Genomic DNA, 24,176 nt, shown 5'->3' with positions numbered 1-24,176 from the left:
CCGCTCCGCGGGGCGCGGGCCCGGGAGGGCCCCCCGCCCGGGGCCGCTCCCCGGGCCGGCCCCCCCCGGGGGGCCCCCCCCCGGGGGGGGGGGCCCCGCCCCGCCCGGCCGGGCCCCCCCCCCCCGCTCGCCGGGGCTCCTCGGGCCGTGGCCCGCTCCTGTCGCGGTCAGGCCGCTACGCGTGCGAACGCCGCCCGCCGGTGACGGCCCGGTAGAGCACGAGCAGGATGAGCGAGCCGACGATCGCGGCGATCCAGGTCGACAGGTCGAAGAACCCGTCGATCGAGTCGACACCGAAGATGACCTTCCCCAGCCAGCCGCCGAGCAGGCCGCCGGCGACACCGATCAGCATCGTGATGATGATCCCGCCCGGGTCCTTGCCCGGCAGCAGCAGCTTGGCGATTGCGCCGGCCAGAAGCCCGATCAGGATCCAGGCGATGATGCCCACGTGTCCTCCACCCATCCGTAGGAATTGTGTTCCCCTTCCGAATGCGCGGAGATGCCGTTGTCAAACCAGAATCCGGACGACTCCCGCGCGGGTTTCAGCCGTCGATCCAGCGGAACCAGGCCCGGTCCCCCTCGATGTGCAGCAGGAAGTCGGCCACCGGCCCGTCGGGTGAGGACAGCGAGACCCGTCGCCGGATCTCGTCGTACACCGTCTCCCACTCCTGCCAGTGCCTCTCGCCGTCCCGCTGCGCCAGGGCGAGTTCGCGCGCGAACAGGTCCCGCACGGCGGTGAAGGCCGGCCCCGCGACGAACCGCCCCGCGAGCCAGGGGAAGTCGGAGTCGTCGACGGCGATCTCCCCGACCCGCCCCTCGGCGCTGCTCACGTACCAGCTCTCGCCCTCGAACCCCACGCCGCCTCCGCCGTCCGTCCGGTTCCGCTCCCCCGCGTCGCCCAGCATGGCAGCGGCCGCCGACACCCCGGCCCGACGTGCGGCGCCCGGCCCCGCGTAGCAGCGTGGTGGTGTGGACACGGCGCGCGTGATGTCACCGCTGCGGCGCCCGGACCGGCGGACATGGCTGCGGGGCGCGCCGCCGCCGCGCTGGGTGCGGGTGCTGCCGGTCGCGTTGATCGTCGGTGTGACCACGGCGACGGCCCTCAGCCACGATCCGCTCGACATCGGGTTCCTGCTCGGCGCGATCCCGCCGCTGGCCGTCCTGTCGTACGGGCCGCTCGGGACGGCGCTGCTGGGCGGGAGCGCGATCGTGCTGCTGAACATCCCGGCGCTCCAGCTGGACCGGCCCGGGGACACCGACCTGTGGACGATCGGATTCGTCGCCCTGCTGAGCGTGTTCGTCTCCTTCGTGCGCAGCCACCGGGACGCCCAGCTCGATCTGGAGCGCACCATCGCCGAGGCCGCCCAGCGCGCGCTGCTGCCGCCGCTGCCCGAGGTGGTCGGGCCGGTGCGGTGCGCGGGCCTGTACCGGGCCGCGCAGCGCGGGACGCTGGTGGGCGGGGACTTCTACGACGTGCGGGACGGGCCGTACGGCGTGCGGGCCGTGCTCGGCGACGTCCAGGGCCACGGTCTGGCGGCGATCGGCACGGTGGCGACGCTGCTGGGCGCCTTCCGGGAGGCCGCGCTCGACCAGCCCGACCTGGAGTCGGTGGCCCGCCGGCTGGACCGCCGGCTGACGCTGGACGTGGCGGAGAAGCGGCACGCCGACCTGTTCGCGACCGCCATGCTGCTGGAGTTCGCCCGCGACGCCGGCTCCGTGCGGGTGGTCGCCTGTGGGCATCCGCCGCCGGTGCTGCTGCGCGCGGGCACGGCACGGGACGTCGCGGTCGAGGCGTGCACACCGCTGGGCCTCGGCCTCGGCGGCGCCCTCGCGCAGCGCGGGGGGACGGTCCCGTTGGAGCCCGGCGACCGGCTGGTCCTCGCCTCGGACGGGCTCTTCGAGGCCCGCGACCCGGACGGCGTGTTCTACCCGCTGACCGAGCGGCTGGCGCTGCTGTACGAGGACGGCCGCCCCGGACTGCCCGACCGGGTGTGGGACGACCTGCTGCGGCACACCCGGAGCATCCACGACGACGTCACCATCCTCGTCCTCGCCCCCCGCGCGGCCCGGCCGCGCTGACCCCGCCGCCGCCGGACGCCGGGGCGGCGCCCCCTTCCGGATGCAGGGTGTGCTCCGGCGATGAATGGTGTAAGTGGACCCGATGACCTCACCGGGTCCGCGGAAGAGCCCCGGACCGGAGGAGCAGAGATCATGTCGACGCCACAGCCCGACGCGTCCCGGACGTCCGCGGACAGCGTCACCCCGGACGCCCTCCTCCACCCCCGTACCGGCACCGACGTGTCGCCGGAGGACGTGGTGCTTGCCTCGGGCAAGGACCTCACCCCGAAGAACCTGGAGTGGGCACGGCGCAAGCTGGCCCAGGAGGGCGACGCGGCGCTCGACAAGCTCCTGCCCTAGCAACGGCCCATTCCGCTGCGGCCCCGCCCTTACGGAGGGGCCCCGAGGGCTGCCACACTTCCGAGGGTGCCCGACTTCGACATGCTCGTCCTCGGATCCGGACCCGGCGGCCAGAAGGCCGCCATCGCCGCGGCCAAGCTGGGCCGCCGGGTCGCCGTCGTCGACCGCCCCGACATGGTCGGCGGGGTCTCCATCCACACCGGCACCATTCCCTCCAAGACACTGCGTGAGGCGGTGCTCTACCTCACCGGCCTGACCCAGCGCGACCTGTACGGGCAGAGCTACCGCCTGAAGGAGGACATCACCGTCGCCGACCTGATCGCGCGCACCCAGCACGTGGTCGGCCGGGAGGTCGACGTCATCCGCAACCAGCTGTCCCGCAACCACGTCGCCCTGTTCGCCGGCACCGGCCGTTTCACCGACCCGCACACCGTGGCCCTGCGGGAGGTCACCGGTCAGGAGCGGCAGCTGACCGCCGAGCACATCGTGATCGCCACCGGCACCCGGCCCGCCCGGCCGGACAGCGTGGAGTTCGACGGCCGCACGATCATGGACTCGGACAACGTCCTCGCCCTCGAACGCGTCCCGCAGTCCATGGTCATCGTCGGGGCGGGGGTGATCGGCATGGAGTACGCGAGCATGTTCGCCGCCCTCGGCAGCAAGGTGACCGTGGTCGAGAGGCGGGCGGCCATGCTCGACATGTGCGACGTCGAGGTCGTCGAGTCCCTCAAGTACCACCTGCGGGACCTGGCGGTGACCTTCCGGTTCGGTGAGACCGTCGCCGCGGTGGAGCGGCATCCCCGGGGCGCCCTGACGGTGCTGGAGAGCGGCAAGAAGATACCCGCGGACGCGGTGATGTACTCGGCGGGCCGACAAGGCCTCACGGACGGCCTCGACCTGGACAAGGCGGGGCTCACCGCCGACGCGCGGGGCCGGATCAAGGTCGACGAGCACTACCGCACCGAGGTGGCGCACATCTACGCCGTGGGCGACGTCATCGGCTACCCGGCGCTCGCGGCCACCTCGATGGAACAGGGCCGGGCGGCCGCGTACCGCGCCTTCGGGGAGCCGGTGGGCCGGATGCACAACCTCCAGCCGATCGGCATCTACACCATCCCGGAGATCAGCTTCGTGGGACGTACCGAGGACCAGCTCACCGAGGACCGGGTGCCGTTCGAGGTCGGCGTCTCCCGCTACCGCGAGCTGGCCCGGGGGCAGATCATCGGGGACTCGCACGGCGTGCTGAAGTTGCTGGTCTCCCCGGAGGACCGCACGCTGCTCGGCGTGCACTGCTTCGGCACGGGCGCGACCGAGCTGATCCACATCGGGCAGTCCGTGATGGGGTGCGGCGGCACCGTGGACTACCTGGTGGACGCGGTGTTCAACTACCCGACGCTGGCGGAGTCCTACAAGGTGGCCGCCCTCGACGCCACGAACAAGCTCCGGCAGATCGACCGGATCGCCGACTGAAGCGGCGCGGTCGCCGCGCGGTCAGATCCGGTCCTCGTCCACCGCCTCCTTCGTCGCTCGGTGCCCACCTCCGGGTCGACCGGCTCGCCCGCGCCGTCGGCCAGGTCGCCGATACCGTCACCGGCGGGCTCGTCGACGTCCGGCCGCTCCTGGGCGAGGCGCTGGTCGAGGGTCCGCTCGCCGAGGGCGCCTCTCCCGTGTCCGGTCCGGAACCCGTCCCCGCACTGCCCATGGCTGCCTCCTACTCGTGCCGCGCCGACGCGTCGCTCCCGTCGGCGGTCCCCGTCCGCGTTTCCCGCAGCGCGCGCCCCGATCACGCTTCCCCGGGGCGGACTCCCACGGCCGCACACCGGTTCCGCTTCCCGCGTCGGAAGGTCCCTGACCGGCAGCGGAGTTGGCGCGGCGGGCGTCCGCGGATTTCCGCACAGGCCCGTCGTGCACGGCCGACGCGCGGGGCTATCATCACTCGCACACACGGTGTGACCGTCTGACAACGGGGCGACCTCACCGCTCACCCTCTCGTTCCTCGCCGCCCCGACCCGAGGTCATCCCTCTTCGGCCGAAGGCGGGTTCACCCCCCACACCACATCGTCGCCGGGACGTTCCGGCCTGGCGGCGTGCAAGGCGAAAGCAGCGCAGGCATGAGCAAGAGCACGGGCAGGGGGCTCCAGGCGGGCGCCCTCGGTACGTTCGACACCGTGGTGATGGCGGTCGCGGGCAGCGCCCCGGCGTACTCGCTGGCCGCCACCACGGCCGTCCTGTTCGGGGCGGTGGGGCTGGCCGGCCCGGCGGCTCTGCTGTACTGCGCCATCCCGATGCTGGGCATCGCGCTGGCCTTCAGCCGGCTCAGCCGCATCGACGTGAACGCGGGCGCCAGTTACTCCTGGGTGGGCCGCACGCTGCATCCGTTCCTCGGGTTCCTCAGCGGCTGGGCACTGGTGGTGTCGGCGACCATCTTCATGGTGGCCGGATCGCTGCCCGCGGGGGCGATGACGCTGGCCCTCTTCGACGAGGAGCTCGCGGACGACACGGCGCTGGCGTCCGCGGTCGGCGCGGGCTGGTTCCTCGTGATGCTGCTGGTGGTGCTGGGCGGCGCCCGGCTCACCGTGCGCGCGCAGCTGCTGATGTCGGGCGTGGAGCTCTTCGTCCTGGCCGTGTTCGCGGTGCTGGCCCTGCTGCACTCGGACAACGCCCGCGCGTTCGACTGGTCCTGGCTCGGTTTCAGCCACTTCGACGGCCTGTCGGGCTTCGCGTCGGGAGCGCTGGTCGCCGCGTTCTACTACTGGGGCTGGGACGTCGCCTGCAATCTCAGCGAGGAGACCCGCAACAGCCGCCGCACCACGGGACTTGCGGGCCTCATCGGCATCGGGATCGTCTTCCTGCTGTTCATGGTGTTCACCATCGCGGTCAACGTCGTGCTCTCCACCCGGCAGATCGAGGAGAACGGCGCCGACGTGCTCGCCGTGCTCGGCGACGAGATCTGGCCCGGGTGGGGCGGCAGGCTGATCGTCGTGGCGGTGATGCTGTCGACCATCGCCACCCTGGAGACGACGCTGATCCAGGTGACGCGGTCGCTGTTCGCGATGGGCCGGGACCGCACGATGCCGTCCGCGCTGGGCCGGGTGCACCGCCGGTGGAACACGCCGTGGGTGGCGATCGCCGTGGTCGGGGTGGTGGCGCTCGCGATGTTCGTCGCCGCGAACGCGCTGGGCTCGGTGGGCGACATCCTGTCCGAGGCCATCTCCGCGATCGGTCTGCAGATCGCGGTCTACTACGGTCTGGCCGGTCTCGCCGCGGTCGTCGCCTACCGCGGGACGCTGCTGCGTTCGCCGGCGCACTTCGTGCTCGGCGGGCTGTGGCCGCTGCTCGGCTCGCTCTTCATGTTCTGGGTCTTCGTCGAGTCCCTGGGCGAGTTGAGCGCGGCGGCGGTCGCGATCGGTGTCGGCGGCCTCGCCGTGGGACTGGTGCCGATGCTGTGGTACTGGCGCCGGGGCAGCGACTACTACCGCCCGGACCGGCTGGACGCGACCCGCGCGATCGCGCCGGACTACCCGCCGGGCGGCCGCCCGGCCGCGGCCGCCCGCAGCCACGAGGGTCTCTCCACCGACTTCTGAAAGAGACCCCGATGGCGCGCGACCGCTTCACCCCCGACTTCGACCCCGACGGCGGGGACGCGGACCTCACCGCGGCCCGTCACGACATCGTCATCGGCCGCTGGCAGGGCCTGCGTGAACTGCTGCGGTCCACCGGCTCCGACTGGCCCCTGCGGGGGCACCGGGTGCGACTGCTCGCGCAGGCCTGCGCGAGCAGTTCGGCGGTGGAGTCCTGGCTGGCCGCCGAACCGTACAGCGCGGACGCGCTGGTGCTGAGGGCCGCGACCGAGACGGCCCGGACCTTCGACATGGCCATCGCGGCGGGCCGGGGCGTGGCGATCGACCAGGAGCGCGTCGACGGCACGGTGCTGGCGTGCCTGCGCGCCACGGAGGCCGGACCGGCCGACCCGACGCCGTGGATCTCGCTGATCTCCGTGGCCCGGCTCCATCCGCAAGGGGTGCGACGACGCGAACTGGCCCGCTGGTGGGACGAGTTGCACCGCCGCGACCCGTACAGCATCGAGGGCCACCTCCAGGTCCTGCACTACTACTCCGCGCGCTGGCACGGCACCCACGGTCTGATGTACGACTTCGCCCGCGACGCCGCCGGAGTGGCTCCACCGGGCTGCGCGCTGCCGGTGCTGGTGCAGTACGCCCGTGTCGAGGAGTTCCGCTACGCCCTGGACGCCGCCCGCGGCCGCCACTCCTCGATGACTCTCGGGCAGCACTGGGACCACGACGGCGCCGTCAGCGACGTACGCCGTACCTGGCAGCGCTGGATCCGGGGACGCCCGGACGTCCCGGTCACCGCGGTCGAGCTGCGCGATCTCAACTACCTGGCGCACGCCGCCTGTCACGCGGGCACCCCGGACGTCGCCGCCGGCCTGCTCCGCCTGCTCGGCCGCCGGTACACGCGAACTCCCTGGTCGTACACCGGGGATCCGGTGAAGGAGATCACCAAGTGGCGGGCCCAGCTGCGGCTGTCGGGCTGACACACTGGGCCCGCGCTCCCGTCCCGCGCCCAGGAGGCATCCCCGTGACCGCCGCTCCCCCACGTCGTCTGGCCCTGCTCGGCGGGGGCTTCTCCACCGACGAGGACGGGCTGCTCGACGACTGGGTGCTCGGCCACGCCCGCGCGTCCGCGCCGAAGGTGTGCTTCGTCCCCACCGCGAGCGGCGACGCGTCCGCCTACGTCGAGCGCTTCCTGGACGCCTTCCGGACCCGGCGGTGCGAGCCGTCCGTACTCCCTTTGTTCCGGCGGGAGATGGACGACGCGCGGCTGCGGGAGTTCCTGCTCGCGCAGGACGTGGTGTACGTCGGCGGCGGCAACACCGTGAACCTGCTGGCCGTCTGGCGCGCGCACGGCGTCGACCGGCTGCTCACCGAGGCCTGCGACGGCGGCACCCTGCTGTGCGGGATCAGCGCCGGGGCCAACTGCTGGGCCGAGGGCTCGCACACCGACTCCTTCGGCCCGCCGACCGCCCTGCCGGACGGCCTGGGCCTGCTCCCCGGCTCCGTCTGCCCGCACTACGACAGCGAACCGGGCCGCCGCCCCTCGTACCGCGCGGCCGTCGCGAGCGGCGCGCTGGCCGCCGGGTGGGCTCTGGACGACGGTGTGGGGGCGCTGTTCGCGGACGGGGAGCGGACGGAGGCGGTGACCCGCACACCCGGCGCCCGGCTGTACCGGGTCGAACCGGACGGCCGGGGCGGGGCGGCGGAGCGGACCGTGACACCGCGGCCGCTCACCGGCTGAGCCGGCCCCGCCGCCGGGACCGGCTCAGCGGGCGTTCGGGACGCGGTGCGGGGGCTGCTTCGGTGCCGGGCGCGAGGGCGTCGGGGGACCGTGCGCACGGCGGGCGTGTCGGGGCCGACCTTCAGGGACTCGCCGTGGGCCGCGCCGGACAGCAGGGTGTACGTGGCCTTGTCGGGGGCGATCTCCACGCGCAGCCGGCGGTCCGGGAGCTGGACCGTGAACGCCAGCATGCTGAACCGTTCGGGCAGCCGGGGCGCGAAACGGAGCGTGTCGCCGTCCACGTACCGGCCGGTGAGGCGATGTGCAGTCCGTCGCGGGTGCTCTGCTCCAGGTCGGCCAGGTCCATCAGGGCCGCCTCGACGGTGTAGTCGCAGGCGAGCAGGAGGTGGCCGGCCTGGGCGGCGACGACGGCCTGGACGCAGGCGGAGAGCGAGGAGTCCCGCACCGTCAGCGGCTCGTAGTAGGCGAAGTTGCGGGCGATGTGCCCGTCGTCAAGCAGGTAGGCCTGCTTGACGACCTGCTTGCGGTACAGGTCGAAGTCGGATGGCACACTCTGCGGTGTGCCGGTGACCTTTCACGACCTCCTTGCCCGCGCCCGTGACCTCACGGCGGACGGCCGCCGGGCCGTCCTCGGCATCGCCGGCAGCCCCGGCGCGGGCAAGACCACGCTCGCCGAGCGCCTCGTGCGGGAGCTCAACGGCTTCGGTCAGCCGTGGGTCGCCCACGTCCCGATGGACGGCTTCCACCTCGCCGACGCCGAGCTCGACCGGCTCGGTCGCAGGGAACGCAAGGGCGCGCCGGACACCTTCGACGCGGCCGGATACGCCGCCCTGTTGCGGCGCCTGCGCGAGGACGAGGACGACGTGGTCTACGCGCCGGGCTTCGAGCGGGTGCTGGAGCAGCCGCTCGCGGGGGCGATCCCCGTCCCGCCGCGGGCCCGTCTGATCGTGACCGAGGGAAACTATCTGCTGCTCGACTCGGACGCCTGGGCACGCGTCCGGCCGCAGCTGGACGAGGTGTGGTTCTGCGAGGTGCCCGAGCCGGAGCGGATCCGCCGTCTCGTCGCCCGGCACGAGGAGTTCGGCAAGGGCCACGCCGAGGCGGTGGCGTGGGTCATGGGCACGGACCGGCGCAACGCCGAGCTGGTGGCGACGACACGGGACCGCGCCGACCTCGTGGTGAGCGCGGACCAGGAAGCGCCGGATACCGCCTAGGCGGGTTCCAGCGTCAGCTCCGGTGAGCCGTGGGCGTCGCCCGCCGCGTCGCCGATCAGGGCGGTGAACGCCTCGGTGCGGACCGTCAGACCGCGCGGGCCGGCGTCGAAGGCGGGCGCGTAGGGCTCGGCGGAACCCCCGTAGCGCACGGCGAAGACGTGCAGGTCCGCCGGCGCACCCGGGGCCGGGCCCGCCTCCAGGGCCGTCGAGGAGACCAGGTGCCGCCAGCTCTCGTCGGGGTCGCCGAAGACGCGCGGGTCCGGCGAGAGGGCGAACGCCGCCTGCTCCTGGGTGATCTCCGCCCGGGCGTCGAAGTGCTCGGGCCCCGGCGCCGACGGGTGCGTCAGCCGCAGGTGGCCCGCCGAGGTCACGCCCGCGGGCCGCGCGGTCCTGCGCACCCGCTCGCCGTCGTCCGCCGCGTACGGCATCCCGGCCAGCAGATGAGGTGTGCCGGCGAGCCGCTGCACGACGACCGTCACCCACAGCCGCGTGCCGTCGGTGACGTACAGGGACCGCACATGGCGCAGGACGCGCTCGCGGTCCACGACCGGCTGGGTGACGAGCTTGCCGGCCAGTCCGCCGCCGCGCAGGTCACGGACGCGGACCTCGCCGAACGGACGGCACAGCAGCAACCCGTCCGTCACCGGCCCGAAGCCGTGCTGGCGGTCGACGGCGGCGGGGAGGTAGTAGGTGCCCGCCGCCTCGACGAGCGACGGGGTCATCCGGTCGTCGAACGCCACGGAGACGCCGCCCGCGCGCAGTTGATGGCGTGCCGGGGCGGTCGAGGGGGCGCGGTGCCAGCCCGGGGTGTCCTGGATCTGCCAGACCAGCATGAACGCGAAGTGCCCGTCGAGGCCGCCGTCGGGCCCCGCCGCGTGCCGGGCCCAGCGGGTGTCGCCCCGGTAGCGGCCCAGGTCGGCGCCGATGCGGCGGCCGAAGTGGCGCAGGCCCAGGACCGCCTCGAAGCCGCAGTGCTGTTCGCTGTAGCGGGGCCCGCCGATGTCGAAGCCGCCGCCGGTGAGACGGGCGTCGAGGTGACGGGCGAGCGCGTCGCCGTCCTCGGCGAAGACTTCCTCACCGCTGACCCGGTGGGCCTGGGCGAGGAAGGACAGGGAGACCGGGCCGTAGTTGTTGTCGTAGGCCCCACCGTGCTCGGGCGGCAGCAGCTCGCCCCGGGAGCGGACCCGGCGGGCGCGGATCCCGTGGTCGTACAGGCTCATCGCGCGCAGCCGGACCGCCGTGCCCTGCCGGGGCGGGAGGTGGCGGGCCAGCATCAGGCCGCCGACGACGCAGCCGATGGCCTGGTTGCCCGCCCGCTGCGGGTCGAAGAAGGTGGCCTCGGTCAGCCAGCGCCAGTAGCCGAGCGCCAAAGCGCTGAGTTCCCGGCGCAGTTGGCCGTCGAGGAGGCCGTCCGCCGCGTCCAGCACGTCGACGCTCTGGAGCAGCGCCCATACGGTGCTCGGCCAGTCGCCGTGCGGGTGCGCCCCCGCACGCAGGACGAAGCGGGCGTGCGGCAGTCCGGAGTCGCGCACGACGAGGTTGGGGTAGCCGGGGTTGTCCTCGCGAAAGACGCGCTCGCGCAGGTGGAAGGCGAGGCTGCGGCGCACCGCCTCCGGCAGTCGGGGGTCGCCGCCCCGCTGCCAGGCGAGCGCCAGCAGGGAGGTGACGCCGAGGGAGGTGTCGCCGACGTCGAGCACGGCGGTGGGGTGTTCGAAGCTGCCCTCGGCAGTCAGGCGGGCGAGGGACTCCTCGGTGACGGCGGCGAGGACGGCGTCGTAGGCCTCGGGGGTGTCCGGCAGGTCGTGCAACGGGCGGCGCTGGTATGGGAGATGCACGTCCGTCAGCCTTTCCGCGCGGCCGCCCCGGTGAACGCCGCGCCGGCTGCCGCCTCCGTCATCCGGCGGACGGGCGGTGGGCTCCCGCGGGCCGGGCGGAGGCGCGTGCCCGGGGGCGGCGACGGGCACCTTTCCGGGTGCCCCCGGTGACCGGACCGCGCCCCTGATCGACACGGTGCGTGAGCTATGTTGAAGCTTCCTGGGAAGCAAAGGAGGCGCACCGGTGCCATCGCCGCAACAGGCACGCGCACAGGCGTCCGCGATCACCTCGGGCAAGGGCGCGCCGGAGGCGGAGGCCGCCCCGGCCCACCAGCTCAGGGCGCTCTTCGACCGGCCCCGGCTGTCCCCGGGGCAGCGGCGCATCGCCCAGTACCTGATCGAGCACATCACCGAGGCGGCGTTCCTGCCGATCACCGAGCTCGCCGACCGGGTCGGGGTCAGTCAGCCCTCCGTGACCCGGTTCGCGGCGGCCGTCGGCTTCAGCGGCTACCCCGCGCTGCGGGAGAAGCTCCAGGCCATCGCCCTCGGCACGCTGGCCGGTGGCCCCGCGACCGCCGAGGAGGACCGGGGCAACGAACTCCAGGCGGCGGTCGACGCGGAGATCGAGAATCTGGAGAACCTCCGCCGTGACCTCGCCGATCCGGCCCAGGTCGTCGAGATCGGCAGACGGCTGTCGCAGTCGGCGCCGCTGACCGTGCTGGGCCTGCGCATCTCGGCCTCCCTCGCCGAGTACTTCGCGTACGCGGCCCGCCGTATCCACCCGGACGTGCGGCTGGTGACGCGGGGCGGCAGCGTCGCCTACGACGCGCTGCTGCAGGCGCGCGAGGCCGGGGGCACCTGGGTGCTGGCCTTCTCGCTGCCGCGGCACGCCCAGGAGACGCTCGCCGCCGTACGCCTCGCGCGGGGCGCCGGGCTGCGCGTCGCGTTGATCAACGACCTGGCGTTCGGGCCGCTCGCCGAGGAGGCCGACGTCACCTTCGCCACCGGCATGGGCTCCCGGCTGGTCTTCGACTCCTACGCCGCTCCCGGTGTGATGGCGGCGGCGCTGCTCCAGGCCATGACCGACGCCGATCCCGAGCGCACCCAGGCCCGGCTGGAGGCCTACGAGCAGATCTCCGACCAGCACCAGTTCTTCCTGCGGGACTGATCCCCGCCCCTACCCGAAGCGCCGAGCGAACGGCATGACATAGGGACCTTTCCTTTCAAAGCGCGCATGAATGTTTTCATACGTCTTGCAAAGCGAACGGCATATATAAATACTGCTCGCGGATCCCACCCCGCCCGGGGAGGGTCGGCCATCCGCTCCTGAGCAGGCCGCTTCTCCCGGGCACCCGCACGAACACCCGAAGCCGATGTCCCCTACCCGCATCGGCGCCCCTGGGTGTTCGGTAGGGGCGGTCCCCGGCTACCCCTAGGCCGGGACCGCCCCACCACCGCGGACCATCCCGCGGGCCGCCACGCGGACCACCTCCGCAACCGCAGCACAACGGAAGCGATGATCATGCCCCTGACGTCCATGCGCACCAGCCCGGACTGGCCCTGCCAGGTCAAGACCCCCGGCAGCTACGACTGGGAGCGCTCGGCGGCCAAGTGGCTGCGCGAGCTGGTACCGGCCCGGTACGCCGGCTATCCGGCGCTGATCCGCCACCCCGTGCTGCTCGCCCGTCATGCGCAGATCCAGGTCCAGCAGGAGATCCGGGTGGCGCGGACCGCCCTGCAGACCGCCCGCGCCGATCTGCCGCGGCTGGGGATGCCGGAGTCGGTCATCGAGCACACGATCAAGCTGTACGCCGCCGAGGTGCTGCAACTCCAGCACATCGCGCGCAGCGTGCGGGCGGTGACCGACGCGTTGGTGGAGTTCAACTCGGCACGCTGAAGGGCCCTTTGGGGCGGGAGCCGCCCGGCGGCGCACACGGCGCTGCTCCGCCTGGAGAACAGGCCTGTACGGCCATGGCCACGGCTGGCCCTTTCGAGTGGATTCCCTCCGGACGACCTTGCGCCCTTGGGGGGGTCCCTGTGCGATGCTCGACGCGTGACGAGCGACCCCGCACCCCCTGCGGAGAACGGCACCGGGTCCGACACGGTCACCTCGGCCGGCGCGGTTCCCGGACGCCGCTCCGAGCTGGACCGGCCACGGGATCTGGTGACGGCCTCCGCCGTCCTGGAGCGGGCCAAGGGCGCGGTCATGGCGCTCACCGGATGCTCGGCGGACGCGGCACAGGAGGAGCTCCTCGCACGCGCGCGGGCCGGCGGCCGCACCCTGATCGAGGAATGCCGGCTCACCCTCTGCGGCGCCTCGTCCCCCCGGACCGTCCCGCCCCAGGAAGGCGCCGGGCCACGGCCACGCACCCCGGAGGGTCCCCCCACTCCCGGCCCCGGCGGCCCGGAGCCCCGCGCCCCCGAAGGCCGGCACGCCCCCGTCCCCCGGACGCAGGTCACCTCGGTCCCGGACGGACCGGACACCCCCTCGCCCGAGGAGCCGGGCCCGCCCGCACACAAGCGCGTGGACGCGTCCGCTCCCGAGAGCCTGGACCCGTCCGCCCCCGAGGAAGAGGAGCCGGACGGCTCCGCCGCCGAGGACCAGGACACCGCACCCGATATGCCGGACACCCCTGACACCGACGGTCCGGACATCCCTGTCACCGACGGTCCGGACATCCCTGTCACCGACGGATCGGACACCCCTGTCACCGACGGGTCGGACACCCCTGTCACCGACGGGTCGGACACCCCTGTCAGTGATGGGTCGGACACCCCTGTCAGTGATGACCCGGACCCGTCCACGCCCGACGGTCCGGACACCTCCGCACCGGACACCTCCACGCCCGGCACCCCCTCACACGACGGTCCCGACACCCCCGCACCGGTACCGGCACCCGCACCCGCACCCGCACCCGCACCCGCAGGCCCGAACGCCCAGAACGCCTTGGGCGATCCGGGCGGTCCGGAGGCCTCCGGCCCCACGGGTCCCCATCCCCCCGGCCCCGGCATCGCGGGCCCCGCGCCCGGCGGCGCCCCCTTCCCTGGTCCCGCCCGCGACCCCGCCGAGGACGCCTCGACGCCACTGGGGCGGCTGGGCGCGGCGCTCGTCGGGGTTCGCGATCCTCAGGAACTCGCCGGGTGCCTGCTGGAGCACCTCGCCGACACCGTCGACGCCGACGCGGTCATGATCTTCGCCCGGCTGCCCGCCGACGGCCTGGAACTGGTCGGCCACGCGGGCATCGACGCCACCCTGGCCGCGCAGTGGCGCCATGTGCCGCCCCTGACCGGCGTCGCCGCGCTGGAGGCGCTGCGCACCGGCGAGCCGCGCTGGCTGGAGGACTACCCGACCGACCGGAAGCGGTTCCTGCTCGTCGGCGACCCCCCCGACCGCTGGCGGTCGCGCGCCTGGCTGCCGGTCGACACCGCCGAGATCTCCGTCGGCGTCCTGCGCACCCGGCCCGGCGCGTTCACGCCTCGCACCCGCGACCATCTGCGGGCCGTCGTCCGGCTGTGCGCGGGCCGGCTGCGGGCCTTCGACGCCCTCCCGGAACCCGCCGCCGACGGCTTCGCCGCGACCGTCCGGACCGTGCTCGACACCCTGCCCGGCGCGGCGATGCTGCTCACCCCGCTGCGCGGCGCCTCGGGCGACGTCGAGGACTACCGCATCGACGCGGTCACCGCGGAAGCCGTCGACGTGGTGGGACGCACCGGACCCGAACTGATCGGGCTGCGCATCCTGGAGTGCTGGCCGCCGATCGCGGACGAGTCCCTGTGGCAGCGGTGCCAGGACGTGCTGGGTGCCGGAAAGCCGTACGAGGGAGAGCCGTTCGCGCAGCAGGACGTGGTGGCCGGCGTCGCCGAACTGTCCACGTACTCGGTGCGGGTGGCGCGCCTCGGCGAGGGCCTCGTCCTCAGCTGGGTCCGTCACGATCCGTCGGACCGCCAGGAGCAGCGGCTGGCGGACGTGCAGCGGCTGGGCAACCTCGGCTGGGCCAGCTGGAACCTGACCTCCGGCGAGGTCACCTGGGCCGACCAGGTCTTCACCGTCCTCGACCGCGACCCCGCGCACGGACCGGTGGGCCTTCCCGACCTGCCCGGCCTCGCGCTGCCGGAGGAGGTGCCGGTCCTGATCCGCGCCATCAGGGCACTCGTGCACGAGGGACGGCCGGTCGACGTGCCGTTCCGGATCCGGACGGCGCGCGGCGTACGCCATCTGCGGATCGTCGCCGAGGCGCTGGCCGACCTGCACGGCACGCCCGTCGAGGTGCACGGCTTCCTCCAGGACCTCACGGCCCAGCGCAACGCCGAACTCGCCCTGGTGCAGAGCGAACAGGTGAACCTCACCCAGCACGGAGCGCTCCAGGCCGAGCGGGCGCTGGCCGCCCGGCTCCAGCACGCGCTGCTGCCCCTGCCGGACAAGCCGTTGCAACTGGCCGGTCTGCGCGTCGAGGTGACCTATCTGCCCGCCCAGTCGGGCATCCACGTCGGCGGCGACTGGTACAGCGCCATCGAACTGCCCGACGGCACCGCCCTGTTCGTGGTGGGCGACGTCGCCGGCCACGGCATGGACGCGGTCGCCACGATGGCCCAGCTCCGGTTCACGGCCAAGGGCATGGTCATCACCGGCTTCTCCCTCACCGGCGCCCTCAGCCGGCTCAACACACTGCTGCTGCACTCCCGCGACCCGCACGGCACGGCGACGATGGTGCTGGCCCACTACCACCCGGACGAGCGCCGGCTGGTCTGGGCCCAGGCCGGCCATCCCCCGCCGCTGCTGCTGCGCGACGGGGAGGTACGGCGGCTCGACAGGCCGGCCGGGATGCTGCTGGGCGCGAGCACCACCCCGGTCTTCGAGCGGGCCGAGACCCGACTGGAGCCCGGTGACCGGCTGTTGCTGTACACGGACGGTCTGGTGGAGCGCACGTCGGAGGCGATCGACCTCGGCATCGAGCGGCTCGCGCGGGCCCTCGTCTCGCACCACACCGACGAGCCCGGCTCACTCGGCCCGCTGCTCGCGGCCGTACTGGAGGACGAACGGCGCGACGACGTCTGCGTGGTGGACATCCGCGTGCCGACGGACGGCGCGTAGCCGCCGGCCTCGGGTCCGCACCCGCCCGCCCGTCGGACGTCTAGCGGGTCGGCCCCTGTCACGCGCGGGTCACCCCTCGTGGGTCACCCCTCGCGGGTCGCCGTCGCGCTGTCCGCGGGCTCCCGCCCGCGGATCACCTCGTCCTGCGCGAGCAGGGCGAGCAGCGCGGCCACGGTCAACCCCGCCTCCGCCGGGTGTCGCAGTACCTTGCTCGGCTCGATGCGATACGTGTTGCCCCGCCCCTCACGCCGGTGGGACAGGTAACCGGCCTGCTCCAGGTCGGCGATGATCTTCTGCACGGCTCGTTCGGTGAGCCTGCAGTGTGCCGCGATGTCGCGTACGCGGGCGGTGTGATCATCGGCGATGGCGGCCAGCACCCGGGCGTGGTTGGTGAGGAAGGTCCATCCGGTATGCGGCTCAGGGACTTCACTCATGGGGCCATCATAGGACCCAGGTTTCCCGCATTCAAAAACGCGAACTAGATTTCATGTATCTCTTGACGTATCGCGGTGTGAGGACGACCCTGATGAAGACGGCAGGCGGGATTTTCGAAGGAGTGTCGGCCATGCCGGAGTCTGCGTACCCGACGCAGTCCGCTGCCCCCGCGGCCTCCCGGCCGCGGCCGTCGTCGGTGACCGCGCATCAGGACGACGACCGCTCGGCCGTGACGGTGAGCGGGGAACTGGACCTGCACGCGGCCGACACGCTGCGCACCGCCCTGCGTGACGCGCTGAAGTCCGCGACCGGGGGCGTCGACCTCGACCTGCGGGGCGTCACCTTCTGCGACTGCTCCGCCCTGAACGTCCTGCTCGCCCTCCGCGAACAGGCCCTCGCCGAGGGCAAGACGGTCACGATCCAGGCACTCGGCCCGGCGGCCGAGCGGCTGCTCACCCTCACGGGCACGCTGCCCCTGTTCACCGAGGCGGACGACGAGGACGACCACGAACTCGGGGTGGAGGTCGTGCAGCTGCGCCGGGCCATGCAGACCCGGCCGACCATCGACCTGGCCCGCGGGGTCCTGATGGCCACCTTCGGGCTGAGCCCGCAGGACGCGTGGCACGTGCTGGTGATGGTCTCGCAGAACACCAACACCAAGCTCCATCTGCTCGCCCAGGACCTGGTGACGGCCGTACGCGGGGAGCCGCTGCCCGACGCGATACAGCGCCAGGTGTCCGCGGCCGTGGCCCGGCTGGCCGAGTCCGGTGACCGCGGGGCGCCGGACGAGGACGCGTAGCGCCTCGCGCGCACGGCACCCGGTTCCCCTCACCGCAGCACCGAGTGCCATCGGGCCCCGCCCAGGTGCTACGTTCCGTCCCATGAGCGCGAAACCGCCCATGCGTGAGGCCCTGGTCGCGGCGGCCTTCCAGTTGTTCCTGGAGCGGGGCTACGAACAGACCACCGTGGACGACATCGTGGCCCTCGCGGGTGTGGGGCGGCGGTCGTTCTTCCGGTACTTCCCCTCCAAGGAGGACGTGGTCTTCCCCGACCACGAACGGTGCCTGGCCGACATGACGGCCTTCCTCTCGACCGGCGGCGAGGACGACGAGCCGGTGGGCCGGGTCTGCGACGCCGCCCGGCTGGTGCTGCGGATGTACGCCGAGAACCCGGCCTTCTCCGTGCAGCGCTACCGGCTCACCCGGCAGGTACCCGGACTGCGCGCGTACGAGCTGTCCGTGGTCTGGCGCTACGAGCGCGCCCTCGCGGACCATCTGCGCGGCCGTTTCGCGGGCCTTCCCGACCGCTCGCTGCGGGCGGACGTGATCGCGGCCGCCGTGGTGGCGGCGCACAACAACGGGCTGCGGTCCTGGCTGCGTTCGGACGGCGAGGGTGACGCGGCCGCCGCGGTGGACCACGCCCTCGGCATGGTGCGGGACGCCTTCGGGGCGGTGCCCACTCCCCCGACGCCGGAGCGGCCCGAGGACGTGGTGGTCGTCGTCTCGCGGCGCGGCACCCCGTTGTGGCGGGTGGTGCAGGAGATCGAGACGACCCTCGGACGGGACTGAGGCCCGGCCTCCCACTCTCCCTGAATTGCAGGGTACGGAGTGCCTTTACGAGTGGCACTCAGTGCCATACTCTGAGGCCGTGCACGGTGGCACGGCAAGCCGGGCACAGGCGTGCGCGCGGTGTCGCGCACGTGGATTTCCGGCCGAGCGCAGGGAGTTGACAGCGTGTACCACCACTCAGGAACCGTCGCTCAGCAGGCGCCCGGCTCCGCCGCGGGCCTCCTCGACCGCCGCCCCCAGGACCAGGAGGGCCTGTCCTTCCAGCGGTGCGCCTGGTGCGGCACGGCGATGTACCACCGGCTGCTGTGCCCGGTCTGCCAGGGCAGCGACCTGCGCACGGAGCGCAGCGAGGGCACGGGCACGGTCCGCCACACGACGGTCGTGCACCGCAACACGCCCGGCGCGCGCAACGTGTCCCTCATCGAGATGGCCGAGGGGTTCGTCGTGCGGGGCCGGGTGATGGGCCCGCCCGTCGGCATCCACAGCGGCGACCGCGTGCGGCTGTCCACCGCCAAGGACCCGGTGCGGGGCGAGCCGGTGTTCCAGCTGCTCGACGAGCCGTACCGCGCCTGGACCTGACGGGCAACGCCCCCGGCCGGTCGCCCAGGCCAGTCGGACAGGCCCTAGCCGTTCACCGTCACCCTGATGCCGACCGTGCCCTGCGGGCCGCGGCGCAGCCGGCTGCCGAAGAGCGTGAGCCGGCCGACCACGCCGTACTTGCGGGCGATGAGCCGGCGGTAGCGGGCCGTGGTCTGCGCGTCGGTGATCGCCGCGGTGCCCGGGACCTGCTCACCGGTCGGGTTGCCGCGCAGGTCGCAGGGGCCCACCAGGACGTCGGCGCGGCGCCTGATCCGCTTGACCTTCCAGGAGTCGGCGACCGTCCACACCCCGAGCGCGTCACCGTCGGCGACGACCCAGACGGGTGTGGGGACCGGGGTGCCGTCCTTGCGGTAGCTGGTGATCAGCAGATACTTGCCGGCTCCGAGCCGCGTGGCGTCCATGGCCGGAAGTCTAGGCGCGCGGCCCTCCCTCCAGCGCGGGCCCGTCTCCTCGTTCACTTCAGCGCGGCGGTCATCCGCGTGACGGCCTCCGTGACGATCTCCGGCGAGGTGGCCAGGTTCAGCCGCACGTACCCGGCTCCCCCCGTCCCGAACGGCAGGCCGGAGTTGAGGGCCACCCGGCCCCGCCGCAGGAACACGTCCGCGGGGTCGTCGCCCAGCCCGAGCGCCCGGCAGTCGAGCCAGGCGAGATAGGTGGCGTCGCCTGGCCGCCACCTCACGTCCGGCAGGTGCTCGGCCAGCAACTCGGCCAGCAGGCGCCGGTTCTCGTCGAGGCCCGCGAGCAGGGCGTCCAGCCAGGCGGTGCCGTCGCGCAGGGCGGCGGTGTGGGCGAGTACGCCGAGATGGCTGGGGCCGTGCCCGACCTCCTCGGGCAGCAGGGCGAGGTCGGCCGCCGACTCGGGGCCCGCGATCGCGAGCGCCGCCTTGAGACCCGCGAGGTTCCAGGCCTTGGAGGCGGACATCAGCGACAGACCGCCGCCGCCGCCGGGCACGTCCAGGTACGGCACGAAGTCCGTGTCGCCGACGACCAGGGGCGCGTGGATCTCGTCGGCGACGACGCGCACGCCGTACTCCCCCGCGAGGCGGGCGACGGTGGACAGCTCCTCGGCGGTGTGCACGGTCCCGGTCGGATTGTGCGGGCTGCACAGCAGGTACGCCGCCCGGCGCCCGCCCGCCACGGACTGCCGGAAGGCCTCCTCGAGGACGTCGAAGTCGAGCCGCAGGTCCGGGCCCAGCGGCGCCTCGACCACCCGGCGGTCCATGTGCCCGACGAACTGGAAGAACGGCGGATACACGGGCGGGTTGACCACCACCGCGTCCCCGGGCCCGGTCACCAGTCGGAGCATCTCGACCACACCGAGCATCACGTCGGGCACGACCGCGGTGCGCCGCACGTCGAACCCGGACCAGCCCCACCGCTTCCCCGCGAAACCCGCCAGCGCCTCGGCGTAGCCCGTCCCCGCCGGATAGCCGGTGTCGCCGAGCGCGACCGCGTCCGTGAGGGCGCGGACGACGGACGGGGCGAGCGGCACGTCCATCTCCGCCACCCACAACGGCAGCACGTCCTCCGGGTGGGCGCGCCACTTCATGCTCGTCCGGCGCCGCAGCCGGTCGAGGTCCAGTGCGCGCAGCGGGTTCGGTTCACCGGACGATCCGTGCGGGTTCCTGGTCATGGGCCCACGATATGCGGCCGCGGGAGAGGCGCGCGGGCACGCGTGGCACCGAAATCGCACAAGGCCCCGCAAAGATCAATTCATCGGTCTAGATTGCGTCTTGACACCGCACGGGGCGGCTTCCCGCCCTGCACCAGGCATCCCAGGAGCTGATTCCGTGACCGAGAACCCACCCGCCGCGGACGGTATTGCCCAGTCGCTGCGCGAGCGCATCAACACCTCCCAGCCGCACACGGCCCGCATCTGGAACTACTGGCTCGGCGGCAAGGACAACTACGAGGTCGACCGGGCGGCCGGCGACCAGATCCGCCAACTGCACCCGGGCATCGGCGAGTACGCCCGCGCGGACCGCCTGTTCCTGGGCCGCGCCGTGCGGCACCTGGTCTCCGACCTGGGCATCCGTCAGTTCCTGGACGTCGGCACCGGCCTGCCCACCGCCGACAACACCCACGAGGTCGCCCAGCGGATCGCCCCCGACGCCCGGATCGTGTACGTCGACAACGATCCGCTCGTCCTCGCGCACGCCCGCGCGCTGCTCACCAGCACCCCCGAGGGCCGCACCGACTACCTCGACGAGGACCTGCGCAACGTCGACGCGATCCTCGGCCACGCGGCGAAGACGCTGGACCTCACGCAGCCCGTGGCGCTGATACTCCTCGGCGTCGTCATCTTCCTGCGCGACGACGAGGACCCGTACGGCGTGGTCCGGCGGCTGATGGACGCGCTGCCCCCGGGCAGCCACCTGGTGCTGTCGCACACCATCACCTCGCCCTCGATGCCGGACGTGGACGAGGCGGTGAAGTTCTGGAACGAGCACGGCACCCCGAAGCTGACCCAGCGCACCCCCGAGGCCGTGGAGGGCTTCTTCGACGGCCTGGAACTGCTGGAGCCCGGCGTCGTCTCGTGCTCGCGCTGGCGTCCGGAGGCCGGTGACGGCGCCGAGCCGGAGGAGGTCGCGATGTTCGGCGGAGTGGCACGCAAGAGCTGAGCCGGCCACCCCCGGGGGTGAACGCTGCCGGACCCCGGCACGTATGGAGAGCGGGCGCTCGACGACCTGGGCGCCCCGCGGTGCCATCGCGCCGCGTGTTCGGGGTTCGGGAGCCATGCATGAGGCACGCACGACGACGGATCGTCCGGCGGGCGACACGGCTGGCGTCAGTCGGCGGGATCGTCCTCGGGGCGGCGATGGTCACGCAGGCGGTCGCGAGCGAACCTCCCGCCGCCGCGCCCCGGGTACTCGCCGAGGGCGCCGGCGCGGGCCTGGTCGAGGACACCGGCGCGGGCCTCGTCGAGCGGCTCGGAGCCGCCCGTACGGCGGGCAGTTGGAGGGACGACGCGGGCCGGCCGGTCGTCGCGGTCACCGACGACGGGGCGGCGGCCGAGGTCCGCGGGGCGGGCGCCACGGCGAAGCTGGTGCGGCACAGCATGCGGGAACTCGCGGCCGCCACGGAGGTACTGCGCGCGGCACCGCGGGTGACGGGCACGGCGTGGGTGGTGGACTACCGCGCGAACGAGGTGGTGGTACGAGGCGACAGCACCGTCTCCGCCGGCGACTGGTCCGGCATGACCGAGCGCGCCAAGGGCATCGGTGACTTCGTCCGCATGGAGCGCACGGAGGGCACCTTCACCACCCGGATCAACGGCGCCCTGCCGATCCTGTCCACCGCCGGGCGCTGTTCGGCGGGGTTCAACGTCACCGACGGGACGCGCGACTTCATCCTCACGGCGGGGCACTGCGGCCCCAACGGATCCGTCTGGTTCGCGGACGGCCGGGGCGACCGGCCGGTGGGCCGGACCGTCGCCGGCAGCTTCCCCGGCGACGACTACTCCCTCGTGCAGTACGACGGGGGCCGGGCGGGCGACGGCGCGGGCGTCGTGGCCATCGGCGACGGGCAGGGGGTGCGGATCACGGGTGTGGGCGAGCCGTCCGTGGGGCAGCGGGTGTTCCGCAGCGGCAGCAGCAGCGGGTTGCGTGCCGGCGAGGTGACCGCGCTCGACGCCACGGTGAACTATCCCGAGGGCACGGTCTCCGGCCTCATCGAGACGAACGTGTGCGCCGAGCCCGGGGACAGCGGCGGGCCGATGTTCTCCGAGGGGATCGCGCTCGGCGTGACCTCGGGCGGCAGCGGCGACTGCCGGTCGGGCGGCACGACGTATTTCCAGCCGCTGCCGCGGGCGCTGTCCGCGCTCGGCGTCCAGCTGATCGCCTCGGGCCCGCAGAACGGGCAGGGCGCCGCTCCGGCGCCCGCGCCGTCGGGTCCGCAGAGCGCGGCGGCGCCGGGGACGGCCACGCCGATCTCGGCGGAGGCGGGCAGGGAGTTGCTCGCACGGCTGTCGGACCCGAGGAACATCGGGCCCGGCCTGCTGGTCGTGGGGGGCAGTCTGGTCGCGCTGGTGGCCACGCGGTGGATCCGTACGGAACAGGACCGCAAGGCCTACCAGCGCCATTACTCGGCCACGTGGGGCTGACGGAGAAATCCGGGGACGGAAGGGGCCACACGGCCCGTCACCGGTGGGTCAGGCGGCCTGCGCCGGCTGCGGCGCCGCGGCGGCCCACTCCAGGACGAGGCGCTGGTACACCTCGCGCTGCTCGGTGCTCAGTGTCCCGCCCGACCGGCGCCACAGCGCCCGGATCTCCTCGTTGACCTCCGCGGCCGATCGCTCGGTGGCGGCTTCAACACTGGTGGACATGGTGTGAAGCATACGGCGCCCCAGGTGAAGGCGATGTGAGTAATCGCAAGCTAATCGGACATATCGGTCAGTGTCCCTGATCACGTCCATGTCCCCCAACCGGCGGGGCAGTTCAGTCGTCCGCCGCCCCCAGCACCAGGACCTGGATGGCCAGGACGGCGGCGCCGCGGGCCCAGTCGTGGAAGTCGGACCGCCTCGTCTCCAGGTCGACCGCGGTGGCCAGCGGATGGCGGCGGGCGCGGATCGTCTCCTCCACCGTAATCCTCGCCACATCCATCAGCCCGACCCCCTCACCGGCGAGGAGGATCTTCTGCGGCATCGCGAAGTTGGCGATGTGGGCGAGGAGGATGCCGAGGCCCCGGGCCGCCTCGGCGACGACGCGGGCGCACAGGGCCTCCCCTGCGGCGGCGAGGTCCAGGATCTCCTCGTAGGTGTGGTCGCGTCCGGTGGCGGCCCTGATCTGGTAGCGGATGCTCGGAATGGTCAGCAGCGAGACCGCGCTGCCGCGCTCCCCGTCGGGCGTGAGCGGCCCGTGGGGGTCGAGGATCCAGCGCCGGCCGAAGGCCCGGTCCTCCCCCTCGGACGGCACCCGCCGGCCACCCAGCACCAGCCCGTAGCCGATACCGGCGCCGATGGTGAGCACCACGAACCGGTCGAGGCCGCGTCCGGCACCGAACCAGGTCTCCGCCTCGACGAGCGCCGCGACGTCGTTCTCGACGACCACCGGCAGCCCGGTGCGCTCCTCGACGAGCGCGGCGAGCGGAATGTCACGCCAGTCGAGGAAGGGCGACTCGCCCACCACGGCCCGGTCCTGCACGAAGCCGCCCACCCCGATGCCGATCCCGGCGAGCTCCGGGTGGCTGCGGGCCAGCTCGCCCAGCATGTCCGCGAGGAGGTCCGCCACCTCATCGGGGTCGTGCGTGGTCAGGGGGCGGTCGTGCCGGGCGACGATCTCGCTCCTGAGCGTGGTGACGACGCCGTAGACCATATCCTCGGTGACCTTGAAGCCGACGAAGGACCTGGAACCGGCCACCACGTCCAGCGGCTGCGAGGGCCTGCCCTGTCTGCTCTCGCCCGGCGCGCACCCGTCGGGGGACTCGATCAGCAGACCCGACTCGATCAGCGGCTTGGTCAGCCGGGTGAGGCTGCCGGCCGAGAGGTCCAGCCGCCGGGCGAGCTCCGCGCGGGAGAGCGGGCCGCCCACGAGCACCTCGATCGCCACCGAGCGCTCCCCCGGACTCAGCGGCAGCCAGCTGGCGGAACCTGCGGTCATGTAGGTCGGACCTCCACGTCTTTTTTATTTTGCTCCTGAAGTAATGAGCTCACTCTACAGCGCGAGACGGCGCCTTCAGAAGATCTCTGCACACCTCTTGACGCGGAGATTCTTCCGGCTCA

At 73.3% G+C, this 24,176-nt stretch carries 23 protein-coding genes and 1 pseudogene; 15 read left to right on the top strand and 9 right to left on the bottom strand.

Annotated elements, in window-relative coordinates:
- Nucleotides 1-175: 175 nt before the first annotated feature.
- A complete protein-coding gene (locus ACIP2X_RS03970; RefSeq protein ID WP_365447759.1) occupies nt 176-448 on the bottom strand; it encodes a GlsB/YeaQ/YmgE family stress response membrane protein in 273 nt (90 codons plus the stop codon).
- A gap of 94 nt (nt 449-542) precedes the next feature.
- Entirely contained in the window at nt 543-857 is a 315-nt protein-coding gene (locus tag ACIP2X_RS03965) for a hypothetical protein (protein WP_401668843.1), read from the bottom strand.
- 130 nt (nt 858-987) lie between these two features.
- On the opposite strand from ACIP2X_RS03965, the gene ACIP2X_RS03960 reads away from it, so the two are divergent.
- The 6 genes from ACIP2X_RS03960 to ACIP2X_RS03935 all read left to right on the top strand — a co-directional run bounded on the left by ACIP2X_RS03960 (nt 988) and on the right by ACIP2X_RS03935 (nt 7,734).
- Nucleotides 988-2,079, top strand: coding sequence for a PP2C family protein-serine/threonine phosphatase (locus ACIP2X_RS03960; RefSeq protein WP_401668840.1), 1,092 nt, complete (start codon nt 988-990; stop codon nt 2,077-2,079).
- Between the two features lie 132 nt (nt 2,080-2,211).
- Nucleotides 2,212-2,418, top strand: coding sequence for a hypothetical protein (locus tag ACIP2X_RS03955; protein WP_365447749.1), 207 nt, complete (start codon nt 2,212-2,214; stop codon nt 2,416-2,418).
- 66 nt (nt 2,419-2,484) lie between these two features.
- Entirely contained in the window at nt 2,485-3,888 is a 1,404-nt protein-coding gene (gene sthA / locus ACIP2X_RS03950) for a Si-specific NAD(P)(+) transhydrogenase (RefSeq protein ID WP_401667109.1), read from the top strand.
- A gap of 641 nt (nt 3,889-4,529) precedes the next feature.
- On the top strand, nt 4,530-6,002 hold the full coding sequence (locus tag ACIP2X_RS03945; RefSeq protein WP_401667107.1) for an APC family permease: 1,473 nt from the start codon (nt 4,530-4,532) through the stop codon (nt 6,000-6,002).
- 11 nt (nt 6,003-6,013) lie between these two features.
- The gene (locus tag ACIP2X_RS03940) at nt 6,014-6,973 is read left to right on the top strand and encodes a hypothetical protein (protein ID WP_401667105.1); all 960 of its coding nucleotides are present in this window, start codon (nt 6,014-6,016) and stop codon (nt 6,971-6,973) included.
- Between the two features lie 44 nt (nt 6,974-7,017).
- Entirely contained in the window at nt 7,018-7,734 is a 717-nt protein-coding gene (locus ACIP2X_RS03935) for a Type 1 glutamine amidotransferase-like domain-containing protein (protein ID WP_401667102.1), read from the top strand.
- Nucleotides 7,735-7,758: 24 nt separating this feature from the next.
- Here the strand turns inward: ACIP2X_RS03935 and ACIP2X_RS03930 are convergent.
- Nucleotides 7,759-8,272, bottom strand: a pseudogene (locus tag ACIP2X_RS03930) (glycosyl hydrolase family 65 protein); the annotation flags it as partial.
- A gap of 22 nt (nt 8,273-8,294) precedes the next feature.
- Here ACIP2X_RS03930 and ACIP2X_RS03925 point away from each other — a divergent pair.
- Nucleotides 8,295-8,948: a nucleoside/nucleotide kinase family protein gene (locus tag ACIP2X_RS03925; RefSeq protein WP_401667100.1), complete on the top strand. Its 654-nt coding sequence runs from the start codon at nt 8,295-8,297 to the stop codon at nt 8,946-8,948.
- Here the strand turns inward: ACIP2X_RS03925 and ACIP2X_RS03920 are convergent.
- Nucleotides 8,945-10,783, bottom strand: coding sequence for a hypothetical protein (locus ACIP2X_RS03920; protein WP_401667097.1), 1,839 nt, complete (start codon nt 10,781-10,783; stop codon nt 8,945-8,947). The genes ACIP2X_RS03925 and ACIP2X_RS03920 overlap by 4 nt on opposite strands.
- Before the next feature lie 223 nt (nt 10,784-11,006).
- Here ACIP2X_RS03920 and ACIP2X_RS03915 point away from each other — a divergent pair, with 223 nt between their 5' ends.
- From ACIP2X_RS03915 to ACIP2X_RS03905, 3 genes are all read left to right on the top strand, one after another.
- Nucleotides 11,007-11,930 (top strand): MurR/RpiR family transcriptional regulator, encoded by a 924-nt coding sequence (locus ACIP2X_RS03915; protein ID WP_401667095.1) that lies wholly within the window; start codon nt 11,007-11,009, stop codon nt 11,928-11,930.
- 348 nt (nt 11,931-12,278) lie between these two features.
- Complete coding sequence (locus tag ACIP2X_RS03910; protein ID WP_401667093.1) at nt 12,279-12,659, top strand: hypothetical protein; 381 nt, start codon at nt 12,279-12,281, stop codon at nt 12,657-12,659.
- A 1,050-nt stretch (nt 12,660-13,709) separates the two neighbouring features.
- The gene (locus tag ACIP2X_RS03905; protein ID WP_401668838.1) at nt 13,710-15,854 is read left to right on the top strand and encodes a SpoIIE family protein phosphatase; all 2,145 of its coding nucleotides are present in this window, start codon (nt 13,710-13,712) and stop codon (nt 15,852-15,854) included.
- Nucleotides 15,855-15,937: 83 nt separating this feature from the next.
- On the opposite strand, the gene ACIP2X_RS03900 is transcribed toward ACIP2X_RS03905, so the two are convergent.
- On the bottom strand, nt 15,938-16,288 hold the full coding sequence (locus ACIP2X_RS03900) for a MarR family transcriptional regulator (protein WP_401667090.1): 351 nt from the start codon (nt 16,286-16,288) through the stop codon (nt 15,938-15,940).
- A gap of 131 nt (nt 16,289-16,419) precedes the next feature.
- On the opposite strand from ACIP2X_RS03900, the gene ACIP2X_RS03895 reads away from it, so the two are divergent.
- The 3 genes from ACIP2X_RS03895 to ACIP2X_RS03885 all read left to right on the top strand — a co-directional run bounded on the left by ACIP2X_RS03895 (nt 16,420) and on the right by ACIP2X_RS03885 (nt 18,436).
- Nucleotides 16,420-17,088, top strand: coding sequence for an anti-sigma factor antagonist (locus ACIP2X_RS03895; protein ID WP_401667088.1), 669 nt, complete (start codon nt 16,420-16,422; stop codon nt 17,086-17,088).
- Nucleotides 17,089-17,188: 100 nt separating this feature from the next.
- The gene (locus tag ACIP2X_RS03890; RefSeq protein ID WP_401668835.1) at nt 17,189-17,857 is read left to right on the top strand and encodes a TetR family transcriptional regulator; all 669 of its coding nucleotides are present in this window, start codon (nt 17,189-17,191) and stop codon (nt 17,855-17,857) included.
- A 165-nt stretch (nt 17,858-18,022) separates the two neighbouring features.
- Nucleotides 18,023-18,436: a Zn-ribbon domain-containing OB-fold protein gene (locus ACIP2X_RS03885; RefSeq protein WP_401667085.1), complete on the top strand. Its 414-nt coding sequence runs from the start codon at nt 18,023-18,025 to the stop codon at nt 18,434-18,436.
- A 44-nt stretch (nt 18,437-18,480) separates the two neighbouring features.
- Here ACIP2X_RS03885 and ACIP2X_RS03880 read toward each other — a convergent pair whose 3' ends face one another.
- The gene (locus tag ACIP2X_RS03880) at nt 18,481-18,858 is read right to left on the bottom strand and encodes a PPOX class F420-dependent oxidoreductase (protein ID WP_401667082.1); all 378 of its coding nucleotides are present in this window, start codon (nt 18,856-18,858) and stop codon (nt 18,481-18,483) included.
- Nucleotides 18,859-18,911: 53 nt separating this feature from the next.
- A complete protein-coding gene (locus tag ACIP2X_RS03875; RefSeq protein WP_401667079.1) occupies nt 18,912-20,090 on the bottom strand; it encodes a MalY/PatB family protein in 1,179 nt (392 codons plus the stop codon).
- Between the two features lie 157 nt (nt 20,091-20,247).
- Between ACIP2X_RS03875 and ACIP2X_RS03870 the strand changes: the two genes are divergently transcribed.
- On the top strand, nt 20,248-21,078 hold the full coding sequence (locus ACIP2X_RS03870; protein WP_401667077.1) for an SAM-dependent methyltransferase: 831 nt from the start codon (nt 20,248-20,250) through the stop codon (nt 21,076-21,078).
- A 119-nt stretch (nt 21,079-21,197) separates the two neighbouring features.
- Nucleotides 21,198-22,559 carry a S1 family peptidase gene (locus ACIP2X_RS03865; protein ID WP_401667075.1) on the top strand — a complete coding sequence of 454 codons (1,362 nt, stop codon included), beginning with the start codon at nt 21,198-21,200 and terminating at the stop codon, nt 22,557-22,559.
- A 48-nt stretch (nt 22,560-22,607) separates the two neighbouring features.
- On the opposite strand, the gene ACIP2X_RS03860 is transcribed toward ACIP2X_RS03865, so the two are convergent.
- The gene (locus ACIP2X_RS03860) at nt 22,608-22,793 is read right to left on the bottom strand and encodes a hypothetical protein (protein ID WP_401667072.1); all 186 of its coding nucleotides are present in this window, start codon (nt 22,791-22,793) and stop codon (nt 22,608-22,610) included.
- A 100-nt stretch (nt 22,794-22,893) separates the two neighbouring features.
- Entirely contained in the window at nt 22,894-24,054 is a 1,161-nt protein-coding gene (locus tag ACIP2X_RS03855; protein WP_401667069.1) for an ROK family protein, read from the bottom strand.
- Nucleotides 24,055-24,176 lie beyond the last annotated feature (122 nt).

Origin of the sequence: Streptomyces sp. NPDC089424, from assembly GCF_044749345.1 — a bacterium.
GTDB lineage: Bacteria > Actinomycetota > Actinomycetes > Streptomycetales > Streptomycetaceae > Streptomyces.
Note: the sequence above shows the minus strand (reverse complement) of the source record. Positions and strands in the feature narration are given on the sequence as shown.